Source organism: Brevundimonas sp. RM1, from assembly GCF_052907225.1.
The window spans coordinates 106,318-124,237 of sequence record NZ_JBRERY010000004.1 but is presented as its reverse complement, the minus strand read 5'-3'; the positions used below and the strand labels follow the sequence as shown (position 1 = coordinate 124,237).

Below are 17,920 nucleotides of genomic sequence, written 5' to 3'. Positions count from 1 at the left end.
CCGCCCGGCTCAGGCATAGCGGCGGGCCACGGCGACGCTGGCCACGGTCAGGGCGGCCGCCGCGACCATGGTCCACGGCACGGCCTCGTGCAGCACCAGACCCGCCAGCGCCAGGGCGAAGAAGGGCTGGAGCAGTTGAAGCTGCCCCACGCTGGCGATGCCGCCCATCGCCAGGCCGCGATACCAGAAGATGAAACCGATCAGCATCGAGAAGACCGAGACATAGGCCAGTCCGGTCCACGCCGGGACGCCGATCGCGCTCCAGTCGGCGGGCAGGTCCAACGCCGCCACCACCAGCATGATCGGCGCCGACAGCACCAGCGCCCAGCAGATGACCTGCCAGCCGCCCAAACGCCGCGCCAGTATGCCGCCCTCGGCATAGCCCAGGCCGCAGATGATGATGGAGGCCAGCATCAGCAGGTCGCTGGTCCATGATCCGTCGCCGTGGCTGCTGAAGGCGAAGCCGATCACTGTGGCGCTGCCCAGACCCGAGAACAGCCAGAACAGCGGGCGCGGCCGCTCCCCGCCTCTCATGACGCCGAAGATGGCCGTGGACAGCGGCAACAGGCCGATGAAGACGATCGACCGGGCCGAGGTCATGTGCTGCAGCGCCAGAGCCGACAGCAGGGGAAAACCGACCACCACCCCGACCGCGATCACCGCCAGCGACATCAGATCGCGTCGATCCGGCCGCGCCTGCCGCGTGGCCAACAGCACCAGCCCCGCCAGCGCCGCCGCGATGACGGCCCGCGCGCCCGTCAGGAACAGCGGCGACAGGTCGGCTACCGCCACCCGCGTCGCGGGCAGCGAACCGCTGAAGATCACGACCCCCAGAAGCCCGCAGATCAGGCCGTCGATGCGCTTCTGTTTCGCCGTGTCCATTCCGTCTCCCTCTTCGCCGCCTGATTGGACTCCCGGCGCTGGCGAAGGCAGCCACAGATCGATACGCTTCTGCCAAACTGTATGGGTTATGGAGCCGACACGGTTGTCACGCAGCACACGCACCACAAAGGTCATGGAGGCCATTCGCGCGCGTATCGCCGGGCGCAGCCTGGCCCCCGGCGACCGCCTGCCGTCGATCCGGCGTTTCGCCGAGACCATGGCGGTTTCGCCTTCGACCGTCGTCGAGGCCTATGACCGGCTGGCGGCCGAGGGGTTGATCCGCGCCCGGCCGGGATCAGGCTTCTATGTCTCGGGCGCCGCCCTGCCCCCGCTCAGTTTTGCAGTCGATCCCAGCCTGCACGACCGCGCCGTCGACCCCTTCTGGGTGTCGCGCCAGTCGCTGGAGGCGCCGCCGGAGACCCTCAAGCCCGGCTGCGGCTGGCTGCCTGCGGACTGGATGCCGAGCGAGGCGCTGCGCAAGGCCCTGCGCGCCGTCGCGCGGGCGGACGACGCCCTCCTGACCGACTATGGCGGCGTGCTCGGCTCGAGGGCGCTGCGCCGCATCCTGCTGGGTCGTCTGGCGACCGAGGGGCTGCAACTCGGCCAGGATCAGGTGCTGCTGACCGCCTCCGGCACCCATGCCGTCGATCTGACGTGCCGCTATCTGCTGCGGCCCGGCGATACGGTGGTGGTGGACGATCCCTGCTACTTCAACTTTCGCGCCCTGCTGCGCGCGCATCAGGTCCAGGTCGTCGGCGTCCCCTACACGCCCACGGGCCCTGACGTCGAACGGTTCGAGGCCGTACTGAAACAGGCGTCGCCCCGGCTCTATTTGACCAACGCCGGGCTTCAGAACCCGACCGGCGCCGGCATCGCGCCCCAGACGGCGCACCGCCTGCTGAATCTGGCCGCCGCGCATGACCTCACCATCATCGAGGACGATCTTTTCGCCGATCTGGAGCCCGAGCCCACCACCCGTCTGGCGGCGCTGGACGGGCTGAACCGGGTCATCCGCATCGGCAGCTTCTCCAAGACGCTGTCGGCCTCCCTGCGCTGCGGCTACATCGCGGCGCGCGTCGACCGGATTTCGGACTTGGCCGATCTTCAGGTGGCGACGGGTTTTGTCGGCGCCAGTCCCGTGGCGGCCGAAGCCATCGCCCACGTCCTGGCCGGGGGCGGCTATCGCAAGCATCTGGACGAGGTTCATCGACGCCTGGCGCGCAAGCGCCGCGAGGTGATCGCCCGCCTGAGATCCATCGGCGTCGAACCCTGGATCGAGCCGCGCGGCGGCTTCAATCTTTGGTGCCGACTGCCAGGCGAGATCGATTCCGCCGAATTGGCTTGCGCCGCGCTGAAAGAGGACATCGTCCTGGCGCCCGGCGACGTATTCAGTCCCTCACAGACGGCCAGCCGCTTCATGCGGATCAACGTAACTCACTGCGACGACCCGCGCCTGATGAGCTTCCTGCGTCTAAGCCTCAGCGGCTGAGCGCGGCGGGGAACGGGCGGCCGAGAGCCTCGGCCATGGCCTGCTGGTTGATGAGCAGCACCAGGTCGCGCAGGTGATAGTTGTTCGACAGCACCACCACCGTCACGTCCTGATCGGGCTGATAGGACACCAGGTTGCGGAAACCCGCCCAGCTGCCGGTGTGGTAGATTTGGCGATCGCTGAACGGCGATGAGGTCCGCTCGCCCAGGGCGCTGACGTAAATGCCGTACCCATAGGCCCGATGCGGCCCGCGTCGCTCCGGCATGTCGTCCGGCGCATGGTCGGCGATCAGGTCAGCATAGGCCTTGTCGCTCAGGACGTGGCCCTGATGCAGAGACCGGTTCCAGGCCAGCATATCGTCCAGCGTCGAATACAGCGCCCCGGCGCCTGCCACGACGCTGACGTTGGCGATGGGCTGCGGCGTCAAGCCGGCCGGAAACAGGCCGTAGCCCATGGCCAGCCCCTGGGCGTCGTCATTCACGTCCGAGCCGGTGTCCTTCATCCCCAGGGGCTTGAGGATCGCCTGCTCCATATAAGTCTCGAACGGCTGGCCGCTGGCCTTTGACACGATCTCGGCCGCCAGGTTGAAGGCGGCGTTGTTGTAGCGGACCTTCGTCCCCGGCTCGAACTGCAGGCCATAGCGGGCCGAAGTCTCGGTCAGTTCCTGCGACGTGCGGTGGGTGACGCGGATACGGCCCCACTCGGCTTGCGCCATCACGTCCGGAATGCCCGAGGTGTGCGACAGCAGGTGATGGATACGCAGCGGCCGCCAGGCGTCGGGACACGGCTCGATCCATTTGCAGACGGGATCGTCGACCGACAGCTTGCCCTCGTCCTGAAGCTTCAGAACGGCCACGGCGGTGAACTGCTTAGACACCGAGGCCAGGCGGAAACGAGTGTCCAGAGCGAAGGGCGTATCCTGCTCATAGTTCGCCTTGCCGTAGACCTGGCGGAACAGAACCTGATCGCCCCTGGCCACCAGGACGGCGCCGGTGAACTGCTTGCTGGCCGCCAGCTGGTCCAGACGTTCCTTCAACTGCGGCAGGGCCTCGACCACCTCGACCGGCGGACGCTTGGGCAGGTCTGTCCGATAGACGGCGGCCGCCTGGGTTTCCGGCGCGACAGCCTTCACGAACCACGCGCCCGCCCCGGCCGAGATCAGGCCGGCGGCGACGAGGGAACCGAGGAACCAGGGCCTTCCGCCCGCGGTCTTGGGAACGATGAACACGAGACTAGACGTCAAACTCCAGGCCGAACTGGGCGTACAATGCCTTTGAGTCTTGCCATTTGGGATCGACTTTGACGGTCAAAAACAGGTGAACGGGCCGATCCAGGATCTCGATCAGCTCTTCACGCGCCTTCTGGCCGATCCATTTCAGGGTCTGGCCGCCCTTGCCCAGAACGATCGGGCGCTGGCTTTCGCGCTCGACATAGATGGTCTGTTCGATGCGGGCCGAACCGTCCGCCTTGTCCTCGAACGACGTCGTCTCGACCGCCGCCGAATAGGGCAGCTCCTCGTGCACGCGCAGATAGACCTTCTCGCGCGTGATCTCAGCGGCCAGGACGCGCAGCGGCACGTCCGCCGACTGGTCCTCGGGGTAGAGCCACGGCCCCTCGGGCATGGCCAGGGCTAGGCGCGTCTTCAGATCGTCCACGCCGTCGCCGCTGAGCGCCGAGATCATGAAGACCTCGGAATAGACGCCCGTCTCGAACAGGCGCTGCGACAGGGCCAACAGGGTGTCGCGGCGCATGCCGTCGATCTTGTTCAGCGCCAGGATGACCTTGGTGTCGGTCGCCTTCAGATTGGCGATGATGGTCTCGGTGTCCTCGGCCGAGCGGCGGTCGGCGGCGGTGCCCTCGCGACCTTCAGCGTCGATGTGCGACTGGGCGTCGATGAGGTGGACGACCACGTCCGCGTCCTGCGCCCCGCCCCAGGCCGAGGCGACCATGGCGCGATCCAGACGGCGGCGCGGCGTGAAGATGCCGGGCGTGTCCACCAGCACGATCTGGGCGTCGCCCTTGATGGCGATGCCGCGCACGGGGAAGCGCGTGGTCTGGACCTTCTGGGTGACGATGGAGACCTTGGAGCCGGTCAACCGGTTCACCAGCGTCGATTTGCCCGCATTGGGCGCGCCGATGATGGCGGCGAAGCCCGCACGCTGGCCGGTGATCTCGGTGGTTTCGGTGGTCTCGGTCAAATTACGTCTTCTCGTTTCAATAGGGCGATGGCGGCGGCCTTTTCCGCCTCCTGTCGCGAACGTCCCTGGGCGCGGGCTGGTTCATAGCCCGTCACCGTCGCCTCGACCGTGAAGGTCGGCGCGTGATCCGAGCCGGTACGCTGGACCACTTCATAGGTCGGCAGCGGTCGGCCCTGGCCTTGCGCCCATTCCTGCAGGGCGGACTTGGGGTTAGTCACCGCCGCACTCGGAGGCGCGGCCAATTCTTCGGCCCAGGCGCGCTCGAACACGGCCTGAGCGGCCATCAGGCCGCCATCGCGATAGACGGCCGCCAGGATCGCTTCCACAGCATCAGCGATGACTCCGGCCTTTCTGCGGCCGCCCGTCTTGGTCTCGCCGGGCGACAGGCGAAGCGCGTCGCCCACGCCCAGCCGTTCGCCCACGCGGGCGCAGGCGCTCTTGTCCACCAGGGCGTGCAGACGGGCGGACAGCTGCCCCTCGTCCGCTGACGGATAGTCGCGCACGAGTCGATCCGCGACCAGCAGGCCCAACACCCGGTCGCCTAGGAACTCCAGCCGCTCATTGTCGGCGGGAACCTGCGGGCCCGCCCCTTCGCCCACGCTGGAGTGCGTCAGGGCGCGCTCCAGCAGGGAGGCGTCCTCAAAGTCATGCCCCAGGCGCTGGCGCAGGGCCGCCACGGCCTCGGCGCGCACATTCGTGCGTCCGCCGGCCATCAGTCGAGGATCTTGAAGAACCGGCTGAAGCGCACATTGGCGAACCAGCTGACCGGGTTGAACAGCGAGGCGCCCGGCGTCCACGAGAACATGATGATCTCGGCCTTGCCGACCAGATTCTCAGCCGGGACCATGCCCACGCCGGCCGACATCTCGACGCGGCTGTCGATCGAATTGTCGCGGTTGTCGCCCATCATGAAGTAGTGACCGGCCGGAACCTCATACAGCGGGGTGTCGTCCAGATCGCCGCCGGGGCCGAAGTCCTGCGTCATGAAGGTGCGGCCGCCCGGCAGGGTCTCGCGCAGCTGGGTCACGGCGCGCGGGCCGAACATGTCGGCCATCTGGGCGCGGCTGACCACCACGTCCTGAACCGGCGCGCCGTTGATGTAGAGCTTGTTGGCGATCATCTGCACCTTGTCGCCCGGCAGGCCGATCACGCGCTTGATATAGTCCGTCTTGTTGTCGCGCGGCAGCTTGAACACTGCGATGTCGCCGCGCTCCGGCGCCTTGCCCAGGATGCGGCCGTTGAACACCGGCGGGCTGAACGGGATCGAGTGCTTGGAATAGCCGTACGACCACTTCGACACGACGATGTAGTCGCCTTCATACAGGTTCGGCTCCATCGAGGCCGACGGGATGGTGAAGGGCTGGAACAGCAGCACCCGCAGCACCAGCGCGATCAGCAGGGCGAAAACGACGGTCTTGATGATCTCGACCGTTTCGTTGCTCGCGGACTTTTCTTTCTTCACTCGCTTGGCCTTCCTGGCGCGCCGGGGCGCATAGATCGGGGTCTCGCTGTCGAGGGCTTCGGGGTCGTCCCCCATGTCGAAGGGGGCGTCGCCGTCGTCGCTCCAGATCGGCCGTTGGTCAGCCGGATCGAGGGCTGGGTCGGCTGCTCCGCCGTTCGCCTTGGGGTCGTCGCTCATCGTCTGCTCGAATCCCCCGCCGAACGCGGGGTTTGAAGGTCGAGGCGTAGTCGCTGAACCCGTCGCGAGCAAGACTCTGGATGATGAAGGAACCGCAACCTTCGCCGCGGCGTCAGGCCTTGGGCAGGGCTTCGATCACCACGAAGGCCAGGGCGTAGGGGTGTTCGTCGCTGAGGGTCAGGTGGATGCGCGCCTCATGTCCCGGCGGGGTCAGGCGAGCCAGATGCTCGGCCGCGTGGCCGGTCAGGGCCAGGGTCGGCTGGCCGGACGGCAGATTCACCACCCCCATGTCGCGCCAGTAGACGTCAGACCGCATGCCGGTGCCCAGGGCCTTGGCGCAGGCTTCCTTGGCGGCGAACCGCTTGGCGTAGCTCCACGCCGGGTCGGCCTTGCGGTCCGAACGGGTGCGCTCAAGCTCGGTGAAGACGCGTTGCTTGAAACGGTCGCCGAAGCGGTCCAGCGACGCCTGGATGCGACGGATGTCCGACAGGTCGGCGCCGACGCCGATAATCACGATGACGCCTCGTCCATCGCCGCGCGCATCCGGCGGATGGCGGCGTCTAGGCCGACGAAGACCGCCTCGCCGATCAGGAAGTGGCCGATGTTCAGCTCGACGATCTCGCGAATGGCCAGCACATCGCCTGCCGTGGCGTAGTCGAGACCGTGGCCCGCATGAACCTCCAGCCCCAGAATGTCGGCCTGGGCGGCGGCGGCGGCCAGACGGTCGAACTCGACCGCGCGCTGAGCCGGGTCGGTCAGGTGGCAATAGCGGCCGGTGTGAAACTCGACCACCTGGGCGCCGACCGCGGCGGCGGCCTCGACCTGGTCCTCGGACGGTTCGATGAACAGGCTGACGCGGATACCGGCATCCGACAGGGCCTTCACCACCGGGGCGATGCGGGCCTCATGACCGGCGACGGCCAGACCGCCCTCGGTCGTCACTTCCTCGCGCCGCTCGGGCACCAGGCAGGCGGCGTGCGGCCGGTGGCGCAGGGCGATGGCCAGCATCTCCTCCGTCACCGCCATCTCGAAGTTCAGCGGCTTGTCCGCGCGGCGGCACAGAGCCGTCAGCACGTCGATGTCGGCGTCGGTGATGTGACGGCGATCTTCGCGCAGGTGGGCGGTGATGCCGTCAGCCCCCGCCGCCAGCGCCGCCTCGGCCGCGCGAGCCGGATCGGGATGAGCGCCGCCGCGCGCGTTACGGACCGTGGCGACGTGGTCGATATTGACGCCCAGACGAACCCGCTGACGCTTCATCCCGTTCTCTCTTCTCTACTTCGCAGGCGACGGCTGCCCGGATCCTCGACCGGCAGGGCGGCCAGTTCCGGCGGCAGGGCGTCGGCCGGATAGGCGGGCACCTCCATTGAGGCCAGGGCGATCAGGGGCACGCCCACATCGACCTTTCCGCCCGAACGGTCGACGATGCAGGCGGCGGCGACGACTTCGCCGCCCGCCTTCTGGATCGCGGCGATGCATTCGCGCGACGACAGACCCGTGGTGACGATGTCTTCGACCATGACGATCTTCTCGCCCGGCTCGACCGAGAAGCCGCGACGCAGTTTGAACTCGCCGCCCTCGCGCTCGACGTACATAGAGCGGACGTTCAGGTGCTTGGCCGTCTCATAGCCGGGGATGATGCCGCCGACGGCGGGCGAGATCGCCGCATCGACAGGCCCGACCGTCGCGACGATCTTTTCCGCCAACGCCTTGCACAGGCGCTCGCAGCGGGCGCCGTCCATGAAGACCAGGTTCTTCTGCAGGAAGACCGGGCTGTGCAGGCCGGACGAGAGGACGAAATGGCCTTCGCGCAGGGCGCCGGCGTCGCGGAATTCGTTGAGGACGTCTTCAGTGTTCATGAAGGCCGTCCTTAGACCCTGCAGCGGCCGCCCTCAACCCGCGCCCTATTTGATGTCGCAGTTGGGCTTCAGGCCGCCTTCCAGCAGCTTAGCCCACACCGTCTCGGCGTCATCGGCGAAGGCGAACAGCTTCATGTCCGACGCCTTGACCATGCCGTGCTCGATCAGGGTGTCGAAGTTGATGACCGAACGCCAATAGGCCTCGTCGAACAGGACGATGGGGATGGGCGGGGCCTTGTCCGTCTGGCGCAGGGTCAGGATCTCGAACAATTCGTCCAGAGTGCCGAAACCGCCGGGGAAGACCACCAAGGCGTTGGCCCGCATGGCCAGGTGCATCTTGCGCATGGCGAAGTAGTGGAACTGGAACGTCAGCTCCGGCGTCGACCAGGGGTTCGGGAACTGCTCGTGCGGCAGGGTGACGTTGAAACCGATGGACGGCGCCCCGGCCTCGTGCGCGCCCTGGTTGGCGGCCTGCATGATGCCCGGCCCGCCGCCCGTGGCGATGACGTTGTCGCGCACCTCGCCCGGCTCGCCGCGGAAGGCGCCGCCGCGTTCGGAGGCGATGCGGCCGAACTGACGCGCCTGCTCGTACCAATAGGCGTGGCGGCCGTCGCCGTTCACGCCGACGCGGGCGCTGCCGAAGACCACGATGGTCGAGCGCACGCCCCAGGCCTTCAGCGCCTGCTCGGCCTTTTCATACTCCATCAGGAAGCGCACGCCGCGCATCGACTCGCCCAGCAGAAAGTCCTGATCCAGGGCGGCCAGACGATAGGAGGGCGAGGCCATCTGGGCCTCGTTGGCGAGCTTCTGTTGTTCGGGGGACATTTCGACCTTTGAGAAAACTGATGGCGTCAGCGTCGGCTCAGCCCCGCGCGCGATCAACCGTATCGACGTAGGGATTTGCCCTCAGCGCCGCAATGATCATGGTGGCGTGGCGGGCGTCCTCGACCTCCACGTCGATGTCGACGTCGTAGAAGTCGTGCTGCCGGTGCGCCATCGACAGATTCAGGATGTTTCCGCCCGCCTCGCCGATGATGGAGGCCACCTGCCCCAGCACGCCGCGCGCATTGGTCAGGGTGGCGTGCAGCTTCACCGCGCCGACGGCGCTGCGCTCGGCCTGCGGCGTCCATTGCAGATCCTGCCAGACGGAGTCGTCATCGGCGAAATCGGCCAGGGTCTGACAGTCGATGGTGTGGACGGTCAGGCCCTTGTCCGGCTCAAGAATGCCGACGATGCGGTCGCCCGGCACCGGCGAACAACACTGGCCGAAATGGATGCTGACGCCCGGCGTCAGACCGCCGCCGCGCACGAACAGGCGCGGCGATTCCTCGCCGATGCGCTTGCGCTCCGGCCCGGCCTTCAACTGGCCCTTCAGCGCCGGGAACAGGGTCTCGGCCACGCGCGTGGCCGTCAGACGGCCCCGGCCGATGGCGTCGAACATGTCCTCTTCCGACGGCATGGCGAAGGTCTTCAGCACCTCCGTCAGCTTGACGTCGGCCAGCGACTTGCCCGCCCGCTCCAGCGTCTGCTCCAGCGTCGTCTTGCCCAGGCGCACGAACTCTTCGCGCTCCGAGGTGCGGATATGGCGGCGGATGGCCGAGCGGGCGCGGCCCGTGACCGTCAGGCTGCGCCAGTCGGTCGGCACCTCGCGCTTGGTCCCGCGGATGATCTCAACCACGTCGCCGTTCTGTAGCGCGGTGCGCATGGGCTTCAGCTCGCCGTTGATCTTGACCCCGACGGCGGTGTCCCCGACCTCGGTGTGGACAGCGTAGGCAAAGTCCAGCGGCATCCCGCCGCGCGGCAGGGTGATCAGCGTCCCCTTGGGCGTGAAGACGAAGACCTGATCCAGATACATTTCGAGCTTGGCGTGCTCGACCCAGTCCTCGCCCCCCTCCCCGTGTTCGATCACCTGAACCAGATGGCGCAGGTTCAGCAGGGGATCGCGGCCGCCATCCGCCTCCATCGCCTCACGGTCGAAGCCGTAGGACTGGTTCTTATAGGCCCAGTGCGCCGCCACCCCGTCCTCGGCCACACGGTCCATGATCTCGGTGCGAATCTGCATCTCGATGCGCAGGCCGCCCGGCCCGACGACCGTGGTGTGCAGCGAGCGGTAGTTGTTCGACTTCGGCGTCGAGATGAAATCCTTGAACCGCTCCGGCACCATCGGCCAGGCGCGATGGATGACGCCCAGGGCGCGATAACAGTCGTCCTCGCTCTCCACGATGACGCGGAAGCCGTAGATGTCCGACAGGGACGAAAAGCCGACCGTCTTGCGCTGCAGCTTGCGCCAGATGGAATAGGGCGTCTTCTCACGGCCCTTGACCCGCGCGGTCAGGCCCGCCTCGGACAGCACCCGCTCGATCTCGGGCGAGACGGCCTCGATGGCGCTGCCGTTCTCCAGCTTCAGCGCCTCCAGGCGGCGCTTGATGGCGACGCGCGCCGTGGCGTTCAGATGCTCGAACGCCAGCTCCTCCAGCTCGGCGGCGATGGAGTGGATGCCGATCGAACGGCCCAGGGGGGCGTAGACTTCCAGCGTCTCGCGGCTGATGCGCTCGCGCTTCTCCGGCTTCACGAAGTGAAGGGTGCGCATGTTGTGCAGGCGGTCCGCCAGCTTGACCAGCAGCACCCGCACGTCGCGCGAAATGGCCAGAATGAACTTGCGCAGGTTCTCGGCTTGACGCGTGTGCTCGGCCTGAAGCTCCAGCCGCGACAGCTTGGTCACGCCCTCGACCAGGACGGCGACCTCTTCGCCGAACATCTCGGCGATGTCCTCGCGCGTGGCCGAGGTGTCCTCGACCACATCGTGCAGCAGGGCCGTGACGATGGTCGCCGTGTCCAGCCGATAGTCGGTCAGGATGCCCGCGACCTGGATCGGATGGGCGAAATAGGGATCGCCCGAGGCCCGCAGCTGCGAGCCGTGCATCTTCATCGCATAGACATAGGCGCGGTTCAGCAGCGCCTCGTCGGCAGTCGGATCATAGGCCTTGACCGCCTCGATCAGTTCGAACTGGCGCATGATCGGTGCGCGCTTGGTATCAGACAATGCAGGGCCTTCAGACGACTTCGGCGCCGCCCCGGCAGGGGACGACGCCGACTTGTCTTGCAGATTCGCGGGTTGGTCCATCGGCGAGTCCGCCAGGGGCCGCGCCGTTGAGGAGGTGACGCCGGTGACAGGCTCTGCCGTCAGTAGCGTTCCTCCTGGCCCCCGTCGCGGTCGCTCTGCAGCGCGCGGATCAGTTCGGCTTCGGCCATGTTCATGTGCTGCGGCTCGGCCAGCAGGGCCACGACTTCGGCTTCATCCTCGGCCTCGGTCCGCTCATCGACCCGTTGCAGGGTGGTGATGATGTTCTCGCGCAGTTCGTCCGGGGTGACGGTGTCCTCGGCTAGTTCGCGCAGGGCGACGACCGGGTTCTTGTCGTTGTCGCGGTCCAGCGTCAGCGGCGCGCCGTTGGCGATGTTGCGGGCGCGGTGACCGGCCAGCAGAACCAGACCAAAGCGGTTCGGCACCTTTTCGATGCAGTCTTCGACAGTGACGCGGGCCATGAATTTCCTCTGGCGGCAGGGAGAACCGCACAAAATAAAGGTTGAAAGCCGATTGTGCAACGCCGCGAAGGCGGCATTGGGGCGGATCGGCGTCAGTTGCGCCTCCCCTCGCCCGACAGACCGCCCGGCGTCAACCCCTCGGCAGGGGTCGAGCATCCTCGCCGATCGTGGCCGCCGCCGCCAGATCGCACGCACGACGGCCGCAAACCGGATGCGTCCACTCCGGCGCCACCTCAGCCAGCGGCCCCATGACGAACAGCCGGTCGGCCGCGCGCGGATGCGGCAGAATCAGCCCGTTCAGATCGCCGCTGAGCCGCCCATAGGCGATCAGATCCAGATCCAGCGTGCGCGGCGCATTGCGCGCCGTCCGCACCCGGCCGAACAGATCCTCGACCCGCCCCAGGGTCCGCATCAGGGTTGAGGCGTCCTGGGCGGTGCTGACCACGGCCACCCCGTTCAGGAAGGGCGGGTCGCTCGGATCAGGCCAGGCCTGGGACGACCACCAGGACGAACGGGCCAGCACATCCACCCCCTCGGCGCGGAACCGGGCCAGCGCCGCCTCCAGCGCCTCGACACAGGACGACCAATCGCCCTTGTCATTGCAGCCCAGTGCGACGATGACTGCCGCGTCCAGATCGGTCTCGCCCCAGGATTCTCCTGCGGCGTCGGTCGGGGCGTTCATTTTCTCGACCATATCGACGGACTCATTTTCGTTCATGACCGACCATCCCGATGACCGCATCGCCCTGTTCATCGACGGCGCCAACCTCTATTCGGCCGCACGCGCCCTGAACTGCGATCTCGACTTCAAGAAGCTGTCCACCTGGTTCGTCGGCGAAGGCCGGTTGATCCGCGCCTATTATTACACGGCCATCGTCGAGGGCGAAGAATTCTCGCCCGTGCGGCCGCTGGTCGACTGGCTCGACTACAACGGCTTCACCGTCGTGACCAAGCCGGTCAAGCGCTTCACCGACGCCCAGGGCCACAGCCGCACCAAGGGCAATATGGACATGGAGATCGCCGTCGACATGCTGGAGCTGGCGCCGCGCCTGGATCAGGCGGTGCTGTTCTCGGGCGACGGCGACTTCCGCCGCGTGGTGCAGGCCCTGCAGGCCAAGGGCGTGCGCGTCACCGTCGTCTCGACCGTCAAGAGCCAGCCGCCCCAGATCGCCGACGACCTGCGTCGTCAGGCCGACGCCTTCGTCGATCTGGCCGACATCATGAACCAGGTCGGCAAGCCCAAGGCCGCGATGAATCAGGGCGTAGCCCGCACCCTGGACCGGAGCGATCGCGCGTGAGCGCAGCGTTGACCCCGGAACCGGCGCGCGACTGCCCCCTGTGCCCGCGCCTAGTCGCCTATCGCGCCGAGAACGCGCGTCAGAACCCGGACTGGTGGAACGGTCCTGCGCCCTCGTTCGGCGATCCGAACGCGCGCCTGCTGATCGCAGGCCTGGCGCCGGGCCGCACCGGCGCCAACCGCACGGGCCGCCCCTTCACCGGGGACCACGCGGGCTGGCTGCTGTACGACACGTTGAAGAAGACGGGGTTCGCGAAGGGATCTTACGATCCTGATGGCCATGACGACCTGACGCTGGTCGACTGTATGATCACCAACGCCGTGCGCTGCGCCCCGCCGCAGAACAAGCCGACGGCGACGGAAGAGAACACCTGCCGCCCCTTCCTGGTGGATCGGCTGGCCGCCCTGCCCCGGCTGAAGGTGATCGTGACCCTGGGCGACGTGTCCCGGCGCAGCATCCTGCGGACGCTGGGCTATCCCGGCTCAGCCATTCCCGCCGGGCATGGCGTCGAGGGCCAGGTCGGCCCCTATACGCTGATCAACAGCTATCACTGCTCGCGACTGAACACGAACACGGGGCGGCTGACGGCGGGAATGTTCGAGGACATCTTCAAGCGCGCGAAGGCGGCCCTGGAAACTTGAAACCTCAGCCGCCGGCGATGTCCCCGGCGACCATCACCGGGGCGGCCGGCTCGCGGAAATAGCGGTCGATGCCCTCGGCGACCGAGCGCATCAGGCGGCGACGGGCGCGTTCATCGCTCAGGACGCGCTCATCCTCCGGATTAGTGATGAAGCCCATCTCCAGCAGGATGGCGGGAACGTCCGGCGCCAGCAGCACGGCCAGACCCGCATCGCGGTGACTGCGGCGCAGCAGCGGATGGTCCGCGCCTTCCAGGTGGGTCAGCAGCACCCGCGCGAACTGGGCCGAGCGGTTCTGTGTGGCGCGCTGGGTCATGTCCAGCAGGATGCGGTCAACCGAGGGGTCGCGCCCCGGCAGGCGCAGGTCGCGCTGCCAGTCATCGCCCTTGGTGAACTCGCGCACGGCGCGACCGGCGCCCTGTTCCGACAGGGTATAGACGCTAGCGCCGCGCAAAGCCGGGTCCGAACCGGCGTCGGCGTGCAGGGAGATGAACAGGTCGGCGCCCGCGTCACGCGCGATCTGCACCCGGCGGCCGTGCACCACATAGACGTCGCCGTCGCGGGTCAGGCGCACGCGATAGCGGCCGGTGCGCTCCAGCGCCGTCTTGAGTTCGCGGGCGGCGGCCAGGGTGACGGCCTTTTCCTGAACATGCTGGCCCTGGGCGCCGGGATCGCGGCCGCCGTGGCCGGCGTCGATGACAATCAGGGGCTTTTCGGCGCGAGCCTGTTCTCGGCGCGGCGCGGCGACCGGAACCGCAGCGGCGGCGCCCGTGGCCTTCAGGTCGATGACATAGCGATAGTGGTCCACCCCATCGCCGGGCGGCAGCAGGAAGCGGCGCTCGATCTCGGCGCCGCGCGCCAGGTCCAGCCGCACGCGCGATGCGCCCGAGGCCGCGCTGACCTCATAGCCGCGCACCAGGCCCGAGCCGCTGCCTTCCAGACCGCGCGCAGGATTGACGCCCGCCAGGGACAGGATGACCCGCCCGGCCGAACCGTCCTCGATCACCTGACCGCGCGTCGAGCGGCCCAGATCCAGCACCACGCGGGTCCGCTGGGCGTCGCCGCCGAAACGCAGACGCACGATTTCGCCGTCCGGACCTAAGGCCAGACCGCGCGTCGCCGTGAACGCGACAAGGCAGATGACGACGAACGCAAGGCCGGTCATCGACCATTCGCGCACGCCCCAACGGCTCAGATTGTCACGCCACCGACCCAACATCAGAGGGAAATCGCCCTGCAGTTTAGAAGCCAGGATGAGCCCAGGGTTTAAGGATTTCGTTAAGACCTCTTACCGGCGCGCGGTTCTTTTATTTTCCGCAACATCTGCCTATTATCGGTTCCGCATGCGAACGATCGCGCCGCCCGGCACTGTGTCGGGATCAGGCGCGCCCTCCTCGCGGCGTTGAACTTTTCACCAATTCCGAGGATCGCGCGGCCTGGCCGTCGATCCGAAGATACGGGTTCGGGATGCGGCCTTGATCGGCGCGTCCGGGCCCAGGACCGACAACCTTATGGGCCGACCCGCCTGCGCTCCCGAACGGCAAGACCATGCCGCTCTCGCTTTTAGCGAGGGGATGACGCGCGCCCTGGCCCCCATTTCCATTCGGCGAGCCGCCCCTATTCCCGCGACTGCGTTCGCGGCGCACGGCCTGGCGCGCCTGAGAGAGACCTTCAATGTCAAAAACCATGTTGATAGACGCGGCGCACGCGGAAGAAACCCGCGTCGCGATCGTGGACGGCCGCCAGGTTGAGGAATTCGATTTCGAATCCCGCGCCCGCCGTCAGCTTCGCGGGAACATCTATCTCGCCAAGGTCACCCGCGTAGAGCCCAGCCTGCAGGCGGCCTTCGTCGAGTACGGCGGAAACCGCCACGGCTTCCTGGCCTTCAACGAAATCCACCCGGATTACTATCAGATCCCCGTCGCCGACCGCGAAGCCATCATGGCCGAAGCGCACGACGACGCGGACGAAGACGACCTGGGCCGTGAATCCGACGACGCCGATTCCGACGGCAAGCTGGCCGACGAGGAACGCCTGAAGCGTCGCCTGATGCGTCGCTACAAGATCCAGGACGTCATCAAGCGCCGCCAGATCCTGCTGGTGCAGGTCGTCAAGGACGAGCGCGGCGCCAAGGGCGCGGCCCTGACCACCTGGCTGTCGCTGGCCGGCCGCTACTGCGTGCTGATGCCGAACACCGGCAAGGGCGGCGGCATCTCGCGCAAGATCACCAACACCTCGGACCGTCGCCGGCTGAAGTCCGCCGCCGCCGCGCTGAAGGTGCCGCAGGGCATGGGCCTGATCATCCGCACGGCGGGCGCCAAGCGCACGCGGGCCGAGATCAAGCGCGACTATGAATATCTGCTGCGCCTGTGGGAGACGATTCGCGAACTGACCCTGCGCTCCAACGCGCCGGCGATGATCCACGAGGAAGAGAACCTGGTCCGCCGCGCCGTGCGCGACATGTACGACAAAGACTTCGACGGCATTCAGGTCGAGGGCGTCGAGGGCTTCAAGCAGGCCCGCGACTTCATGCGCGTGCTGATGCCGTCGCAGGCCAAGAAGATCCACCTCTACCAGGGCTCGCGCCCGCTGTTCGCGGCGAACGGCATCGAAGAGGTGCTGACCCAGATTCACCAGCCGGTCGTGCCGCTGAAGTCGGGCGGCTATCTGGTCATCAACCAGACCGAAGCCCTGGTCGCCATCGACGTGAACTCCGGCCGCGCCACCAAGGAGCGCAACGTCGAGGCCACGGCGACCAAGACCAACCTGGAAGCCGCCGTCGAGGCCGCCCGCCAGCTGCGCCTGCGCGACCTGGCCGGTCTGATCGTCATCGACTTCATCGACATGGACGAGGGCAAGAACAACCGCGCGGTTGAGAAGGCCCTCAAGGACGCCCTGGCCAAGGACCGCGCCCGCATCCAGATGGGCCGCATCTCGGGCTTCGGCCTGATGGAGATCAGCCGTCAGCGTCGCCGCCTGGGCGTGATCGAAGGCGCGACCGAGGTCTGCGAATGCTGCCAGGGCGCCGGGCGGGTCCGTTCGGCCGAATCGGCGGCCCTGACCACCCTGCGCGCCGTCGACATCGAGGCCGGCAAGAACGGCGCGGGTTCGGTGAACCTGCGCGTCTCGACCGCCGTGGCGCTGTATATCCTGAACCACAAGCGCGCCTATCTGCAGTTCCTGCTGGAAGAGCGCGGCCTGAACGTCATCATCCAGATCGACGACAGCCTGGCCCAGGGCGAGCACTCGATCGAGCGCACCGAAACGAACGAGGACTTTGTCGCTCCCGAAAGCCACATCGACCTGGCCGACCTGGACGACGGCTTCGACGACAGCGCCTATGACGACGAGGACGAAGACGCCGAGGACGAAGACGACTTCGGCGACGACGAAGACGAGGCCGATCTCGACCGCGAGGACGACGACGACGACGAGGCCCGCGCCCGCTCCGAACAGGACGACGACAGCCGCGGCGGACGCCGCCGTCGCCGTCGCGGCGGTCGCCGTGACGAAGAAACCGAAGCCGCCGCTTCCGACGATGACGACGACAGCCGGGGCGGCCGCCGCCGCCGGGGCCGTCGCGGCGGTCGCCGGATGCGTGAGGAAGGCGAACGCGACGTCTACGCCTGGGTGCGCGGCCGCACGCCGTCGCTGCAGGATCCTTACGTCTGGTTCGACCCGATCAACCCGGTCTCCCCTCGTCCCGAACGCAAGGACGAGCGCAGGTCCGAGGCCGCCGGCGAGGATACGGCTCAGGACGTCAGCCTGGACCAGGTCTCCGCTTCGGAAGAAGGCCGCAACGGCCGCTCGCGCCGTCGTCGCGGCCGCGGCCGGGGTCGCGGTCAGGGCGAACTGACCCACGAAACCAAGGTCGAAGACCGCGCCGCCAATGAAGGCCTGCCGCCCGTCGGCTCGCCCGACACGCCGATCGCCGTGGTGATCGAAGGCGAAGCGACCGAGGAGCCCGCCGCCGAGGCCGCTCCGGCCGTCGAACAGGCCGAAGCGCCCAAGCGCCGCCGCGTGCGCCGCAAGGTCAGCGCCGCCGCCGTGGAAGAAGCGACGGCAGCCGCCCCGGTTGAGGCTGAGGTTGAGGCCGCGCCGGTCGAAGCCGACCAGCCCGTCCCCGCCGAACTGGACGTGCCGCCCGCCGTGGCCGCCCGCGTCGAACAGGCGATCGAAGAAGCCCTCGAAGAGGCTCTGGGCGAGATCCCGGCCGTCGCCGAGAGCGTGGTCGAAGAGGCTGTCGTCCTGGCCGAGCCAGCCCCGGCGCCGACGGCCGAGGTCGACATCGCGGCCATCATCGCCGACGATCCGAACCAGATCGGCGCGCCCCCCGCCAAGCCCAAGCGCGGTTGGTGGCGCCGTTGATCGGACACG

At 67.7% G+C, this 17,920-nt stretch carries 17 protein-coding genes; 4 read left to right on the top strand and 13 right to left on the bottom strand.

Features of this window, described 5'->3' with window-relative positions; genetic code table 11:
• Positions 1-9: 9 nt before the first annotated feature.
• A complete protein-coding gene (locus ACU5AP_RS06110) occupies positions 10-882 on the bottom strand; it encodes a DMT family transporter (RefSeq protein WP_446680952.1) in 873 nt (290 codons plus the stop codon).
• Positions 883-1,015: 133 nt separating this feature from the next.
• On the opposite strand from ACU5AP_RS06110, the gene ACU5AP_RS06105 reads away from it, so the two are divergent.
• Positions 1,016-2,371, top strand: coding sequence for an aminotransferase-like domain-containing protein (locus ACU5AP_RS06105; RefSeq protein WP_446680951.1), 1,356 nt, complete (start codon positions 1,016-1,018; stop codon positions 2,369-2,371).
• Here ACU5AP_RS06105 and ACU5AP_RS06100 read toward each other — a convergent pair.
• From ACU5AP_RS06100 to folK, 11 genes are all read right to left on the bottom strand, one after another.
• Positions 2,361-3,599 carry a serine hydrolase domain-containing protein gene (locus tag ACU5AP_RS06100; protein WP_003165374.1) on the bottom strand — a complete coding sequence of 413 codons (1,239 nt, stop codon included), beginning with the start codon at positions 3,597-3,599 and terminating at the stop codon, positions 2,361-2,363. The genes ACU5AP_RS06105 and ACU5AP_RS06100 overlap by 11 nt on opposite strands.
• A 4-nt stretch (positions 3,600-3,603) precedes the next feature.
• Complete coding sequence (era, locus tag ACU5AP_RS06095) at positions 3,604-4,569, bottom strand: GTPase Era (RefSeq protein WP_003165376.1); 966 nt, start codon at positions 4,567-4,569, stop codon at positions 3,604-3,606.
• Positions 4,566-5,282 carry a ribonuclease III gene (gene rnc / locus ACU5AP_RS06090; RefSeq protein WP_128720238.1) on the bottom strand — a complete coding sequence of 239 codons (717 nt, stop codon included), beginning with the start codon at positions 5,280-5,282 and terminating at the stop codon, positions 4,566-4,568. Before rnc ends, era begins: the two co-directional genes overlap by 4 nt.
• Complete coding sequence (gene lepB / locus ACU5AP_RS06085; RefSeq protein WP_046654218.1) at positions 5,282-6,208, bottom strand: signal peptidase I; 927 nt, start codon at positions 6,206-6,208, stop codon at positions 5,282-5,284. Before lepB ends, rnc begins: the two co-directional genes overlap by 1 nt.
• A 112-nt stretch (positions 6,209-6,320) precedes the next feature.
• Positions 6,321-6,722: a holo-ACP synthase gene (acpS, locus tag ACU5AP_RS06080; RefSeq protein WP_003165381.1), complete on the bottom strand. Its 402-nt coding sequence runs from the start codon at positions 6,720-6,722 to the stop codon at positions 6,321-6,323.
• Complete coding sequence (locus ACU5AP_RS06075; protein WP_003165382.1) at positions 6,719-7,465, bottom strand: pyridoxine 5'-phosphate synthase; 747 nt, start codon at positions 7,463-7,465, stop codon at positions 6,719-6,721. The genes acpS and ACU5AP_RS06075 overlap by 4 nt, the downstream gene beginning before the upstream one ends.
• Positions 7,462-8,064: an orotate phosphoribosyltransferase gene (pyrE, locus tag ACU5AP_RS06070; RefSeq protein ID WP_446680950.1), complete on the bottom strand. Its 603-nt coding sequence runs from the start codon at positions 8,062-8,064 to the stop codon at positions 7,462-7,464. Before pyrE ends, ACU5AP_RS06075 begins: the two co-directional genes overlap by 4 nt.
• Before the next feature lie 45 nt (positions 8,065-8,109).
• A complete protein-coding gene (locus ACU5AP_RS06065) occupies positions 8,110-8,889 on the bottom strand; it encodes an LOG family protein (RefSeq protein ID WP_046654356.1) in 780 nt (259 codons plus the stop codon).
• 37 nt (positions 8,890-8,926) lie between these two features.
• Positions 8,927-11,188 (bottom strand): RelA/SpoT family protein, encoded by a 2,262-nt coding sequence (locus tag ACU5AP_RS06060; protein WP_446680949.1) that lies wholly within the window; start codon positions 11,186-11,188, stop codon positions 8,927-8,929.
• A gap of 59 nt (positions 11,189-11,247) precedes the next feature.
• Positions 11,248-11,607 carry a DNA-directed RNA polymerase subunit omega gene (gene rpoZ / locus ACU5AP_RS06055; protein ID WP_003165386.1) on the bottom strand — a complete coding sequence of 120 codons (360 nt, stop codon included), beginning with the start codon at positions 11,605-11,607 and terminating at the stop codon, positions 11,248-11,250.
• A gap of 130 nt (positions 11,608-11,737) precedes the next feature.
• Entirely contained in the window at positions 11,738-12,301 is a 564-nt protein-coding gene (gene folK, locus ACU5AP_RS06050) for a 2-amino-4-hydroxy-6-hydroxymethyldihydropteridine diphosphokinase (RefSeq protein WP_046654358.1), read from the bottom strand.
• A 22-nt stretch (positions 12,302-12,323) separates the two neighbouring features.
• Here folK and ACU5AP_RS06045 point away from each other — a divergent pair, with 22 nt between their 5' ends.
• Positions 12,324-12,905 (top strand): LabA-like NYN domain-containing protein, encoded by a 582-nt coding sequence (locus ACU5AP_RS06045; protein WP_088409889.1) that lies wholly within the window; start codon positions 12,324-12,326, stop codon positions 12,903-12,905.
• A complete protein-coding gene (locus tag ACU5AP_RS06040; RefSeq protein ID WP_088409890.1) occupies positions 12,902-13,546 on the top strand; it encodes a uracil-DNA glycosylase in 645 nt (214 codons plus the stop codon). Before ACU5AP_RS06045 ends, ACU5AP_RS06040 begins: the two co-directional genes overlap by 4 nt.
• 4 nt (positions 13,547-13,550) lie before the next feature.
• On the opposite strand, the gene ACU5AP_RS06035 is transcribed toward ACU5AP_RS06040, so the two are convergent.
• The gene (locus ACU5AP_RS06035) at positions 13,551-14,708 is read right to left on the bottom strand and encodes an N-acetylmuramoyl-L-alanine amidase family protein (RefSeq protein WP_446680948.1); all 1,158 of its coding nucleotides are present in this window, start codon (positions 14,706-14,708) and stop codon (positions 13,551-13,553) included.
• A gap of 509 nt (positions 14,709-15,217) precedes the next feature.
• On the opposite strand from ACU5AP_RS06035, the gene ACU5AP_RS06030 reads away from it, so the two are divergent.
• The gene (locus ACU5AP_RS06030; protein WP_128720240.1) at positions 15,218-17,911 is read left to right on the top strand and encodes an Rne/Rng family ribonuclease; all 2,694 of its coding nucleotides are present in this window, start codon (positions 15,218-15,220) and stop codon (positions 17,909-17,911) included.
• Positions 17,912-17,920: the final 9 nt, after the last annotated feature.

Excerpts from the sequence above, each read along its gene's own strand:
- pyrE (WP_446680950.1), bottom strand. The coding sequence starts at position 8,064 with ATGAACACTGAAGACGTCCTCAACGAATTCCGCGACGCCGGCGCCCTG.
- ACU5AP_RS06065 (WP_046654356.1), bottom strand. The coding sequence starts at position 8,889 with ATGTCCCCCGAACAACAGAAGCTCGCCAACGAGGCCCAGATGGCCTCG.
- ACU5AP_RS06060 (WP_446680949.1), bottom strand. The coding sequence starts at position 11,188 with ATGGACCAACCCGCGAATCTGCAAGACAAGTCGGCGTCGTCCCCTGCC.
- ACU5AP_RS06105 (WP_446680951.1), top strand. The coding sequence starts at position 1,016 with ATGGAGGCCATTCGCGCGCGTATCGCCGGGCGCAGCCTGGCCCCCGGC.
- ACU5AP_RS06110 (WP_446680952.1), bottom strand. The coding sequence starts at position 882 with ATGGACACGGCGAAACAGAAGCGCATCGACGGCCTGATCTGCGGGCTT.
- ACU5AP_RS06075 (WP_003165382.1), bottom strand. The coding sequence starts at position 7,465 with ATGAAGCGTCAGCGGGTTCGTCTGGGCGTCAATATCGACCACGTCGCC.
- rnc (WP_128720238.1), bottom strand. The coding sequence starts at position 5,282 with ATGGCCGGCGGACGCACGAATGTGCGCGCCGAGGCCGTGGCGGCCCTG.
- folK (WP_046654358.1), bottom strand. The coding sequence starts at position 12,301 with ATGGTCGAGAAAATGAACGCCCCGACCGACGCCGCAGGAGAATCCTGG.
- lepB (WP_046654218.1), bottom strand. The coding sequence starts at position 6,208 with ATGAGCGACGACCCCAAGGCGAACGGCGGAGCAGCCGACCCAGCCCTC.
- ACU5AP_RS06030 (WP_128720240.1), top strand. The coding sequence starts at position 15,218 with ATGTCAAAAACCATGTTGATAGACGCGGCGCACGCGGAAGAAACCCGC.
- rpoZ (WP_003165386.1), bottom strand. The coding sequence starts at position 11,607 with ATGGCCCGCGTCACTGTCGAAGACTGCATCGAAAAGGTGCCGAACCGC.
- ACU5AP_RS06035 (WP_446680948.1), bottom strand. The coding sequence starts at position 14,708 with ATGACCGGCCTTGCGTTCGTCGTCATCTGCCTTGTCGCGTTCACGGCG.
- ACU5AP_RS06045 (WP_088409889.1), top strand. The coding sequence starts at position 12,324 with ATGACCGACCATCCCGATGACCGCATCGCCCTGTTCATCGACGGCGCC.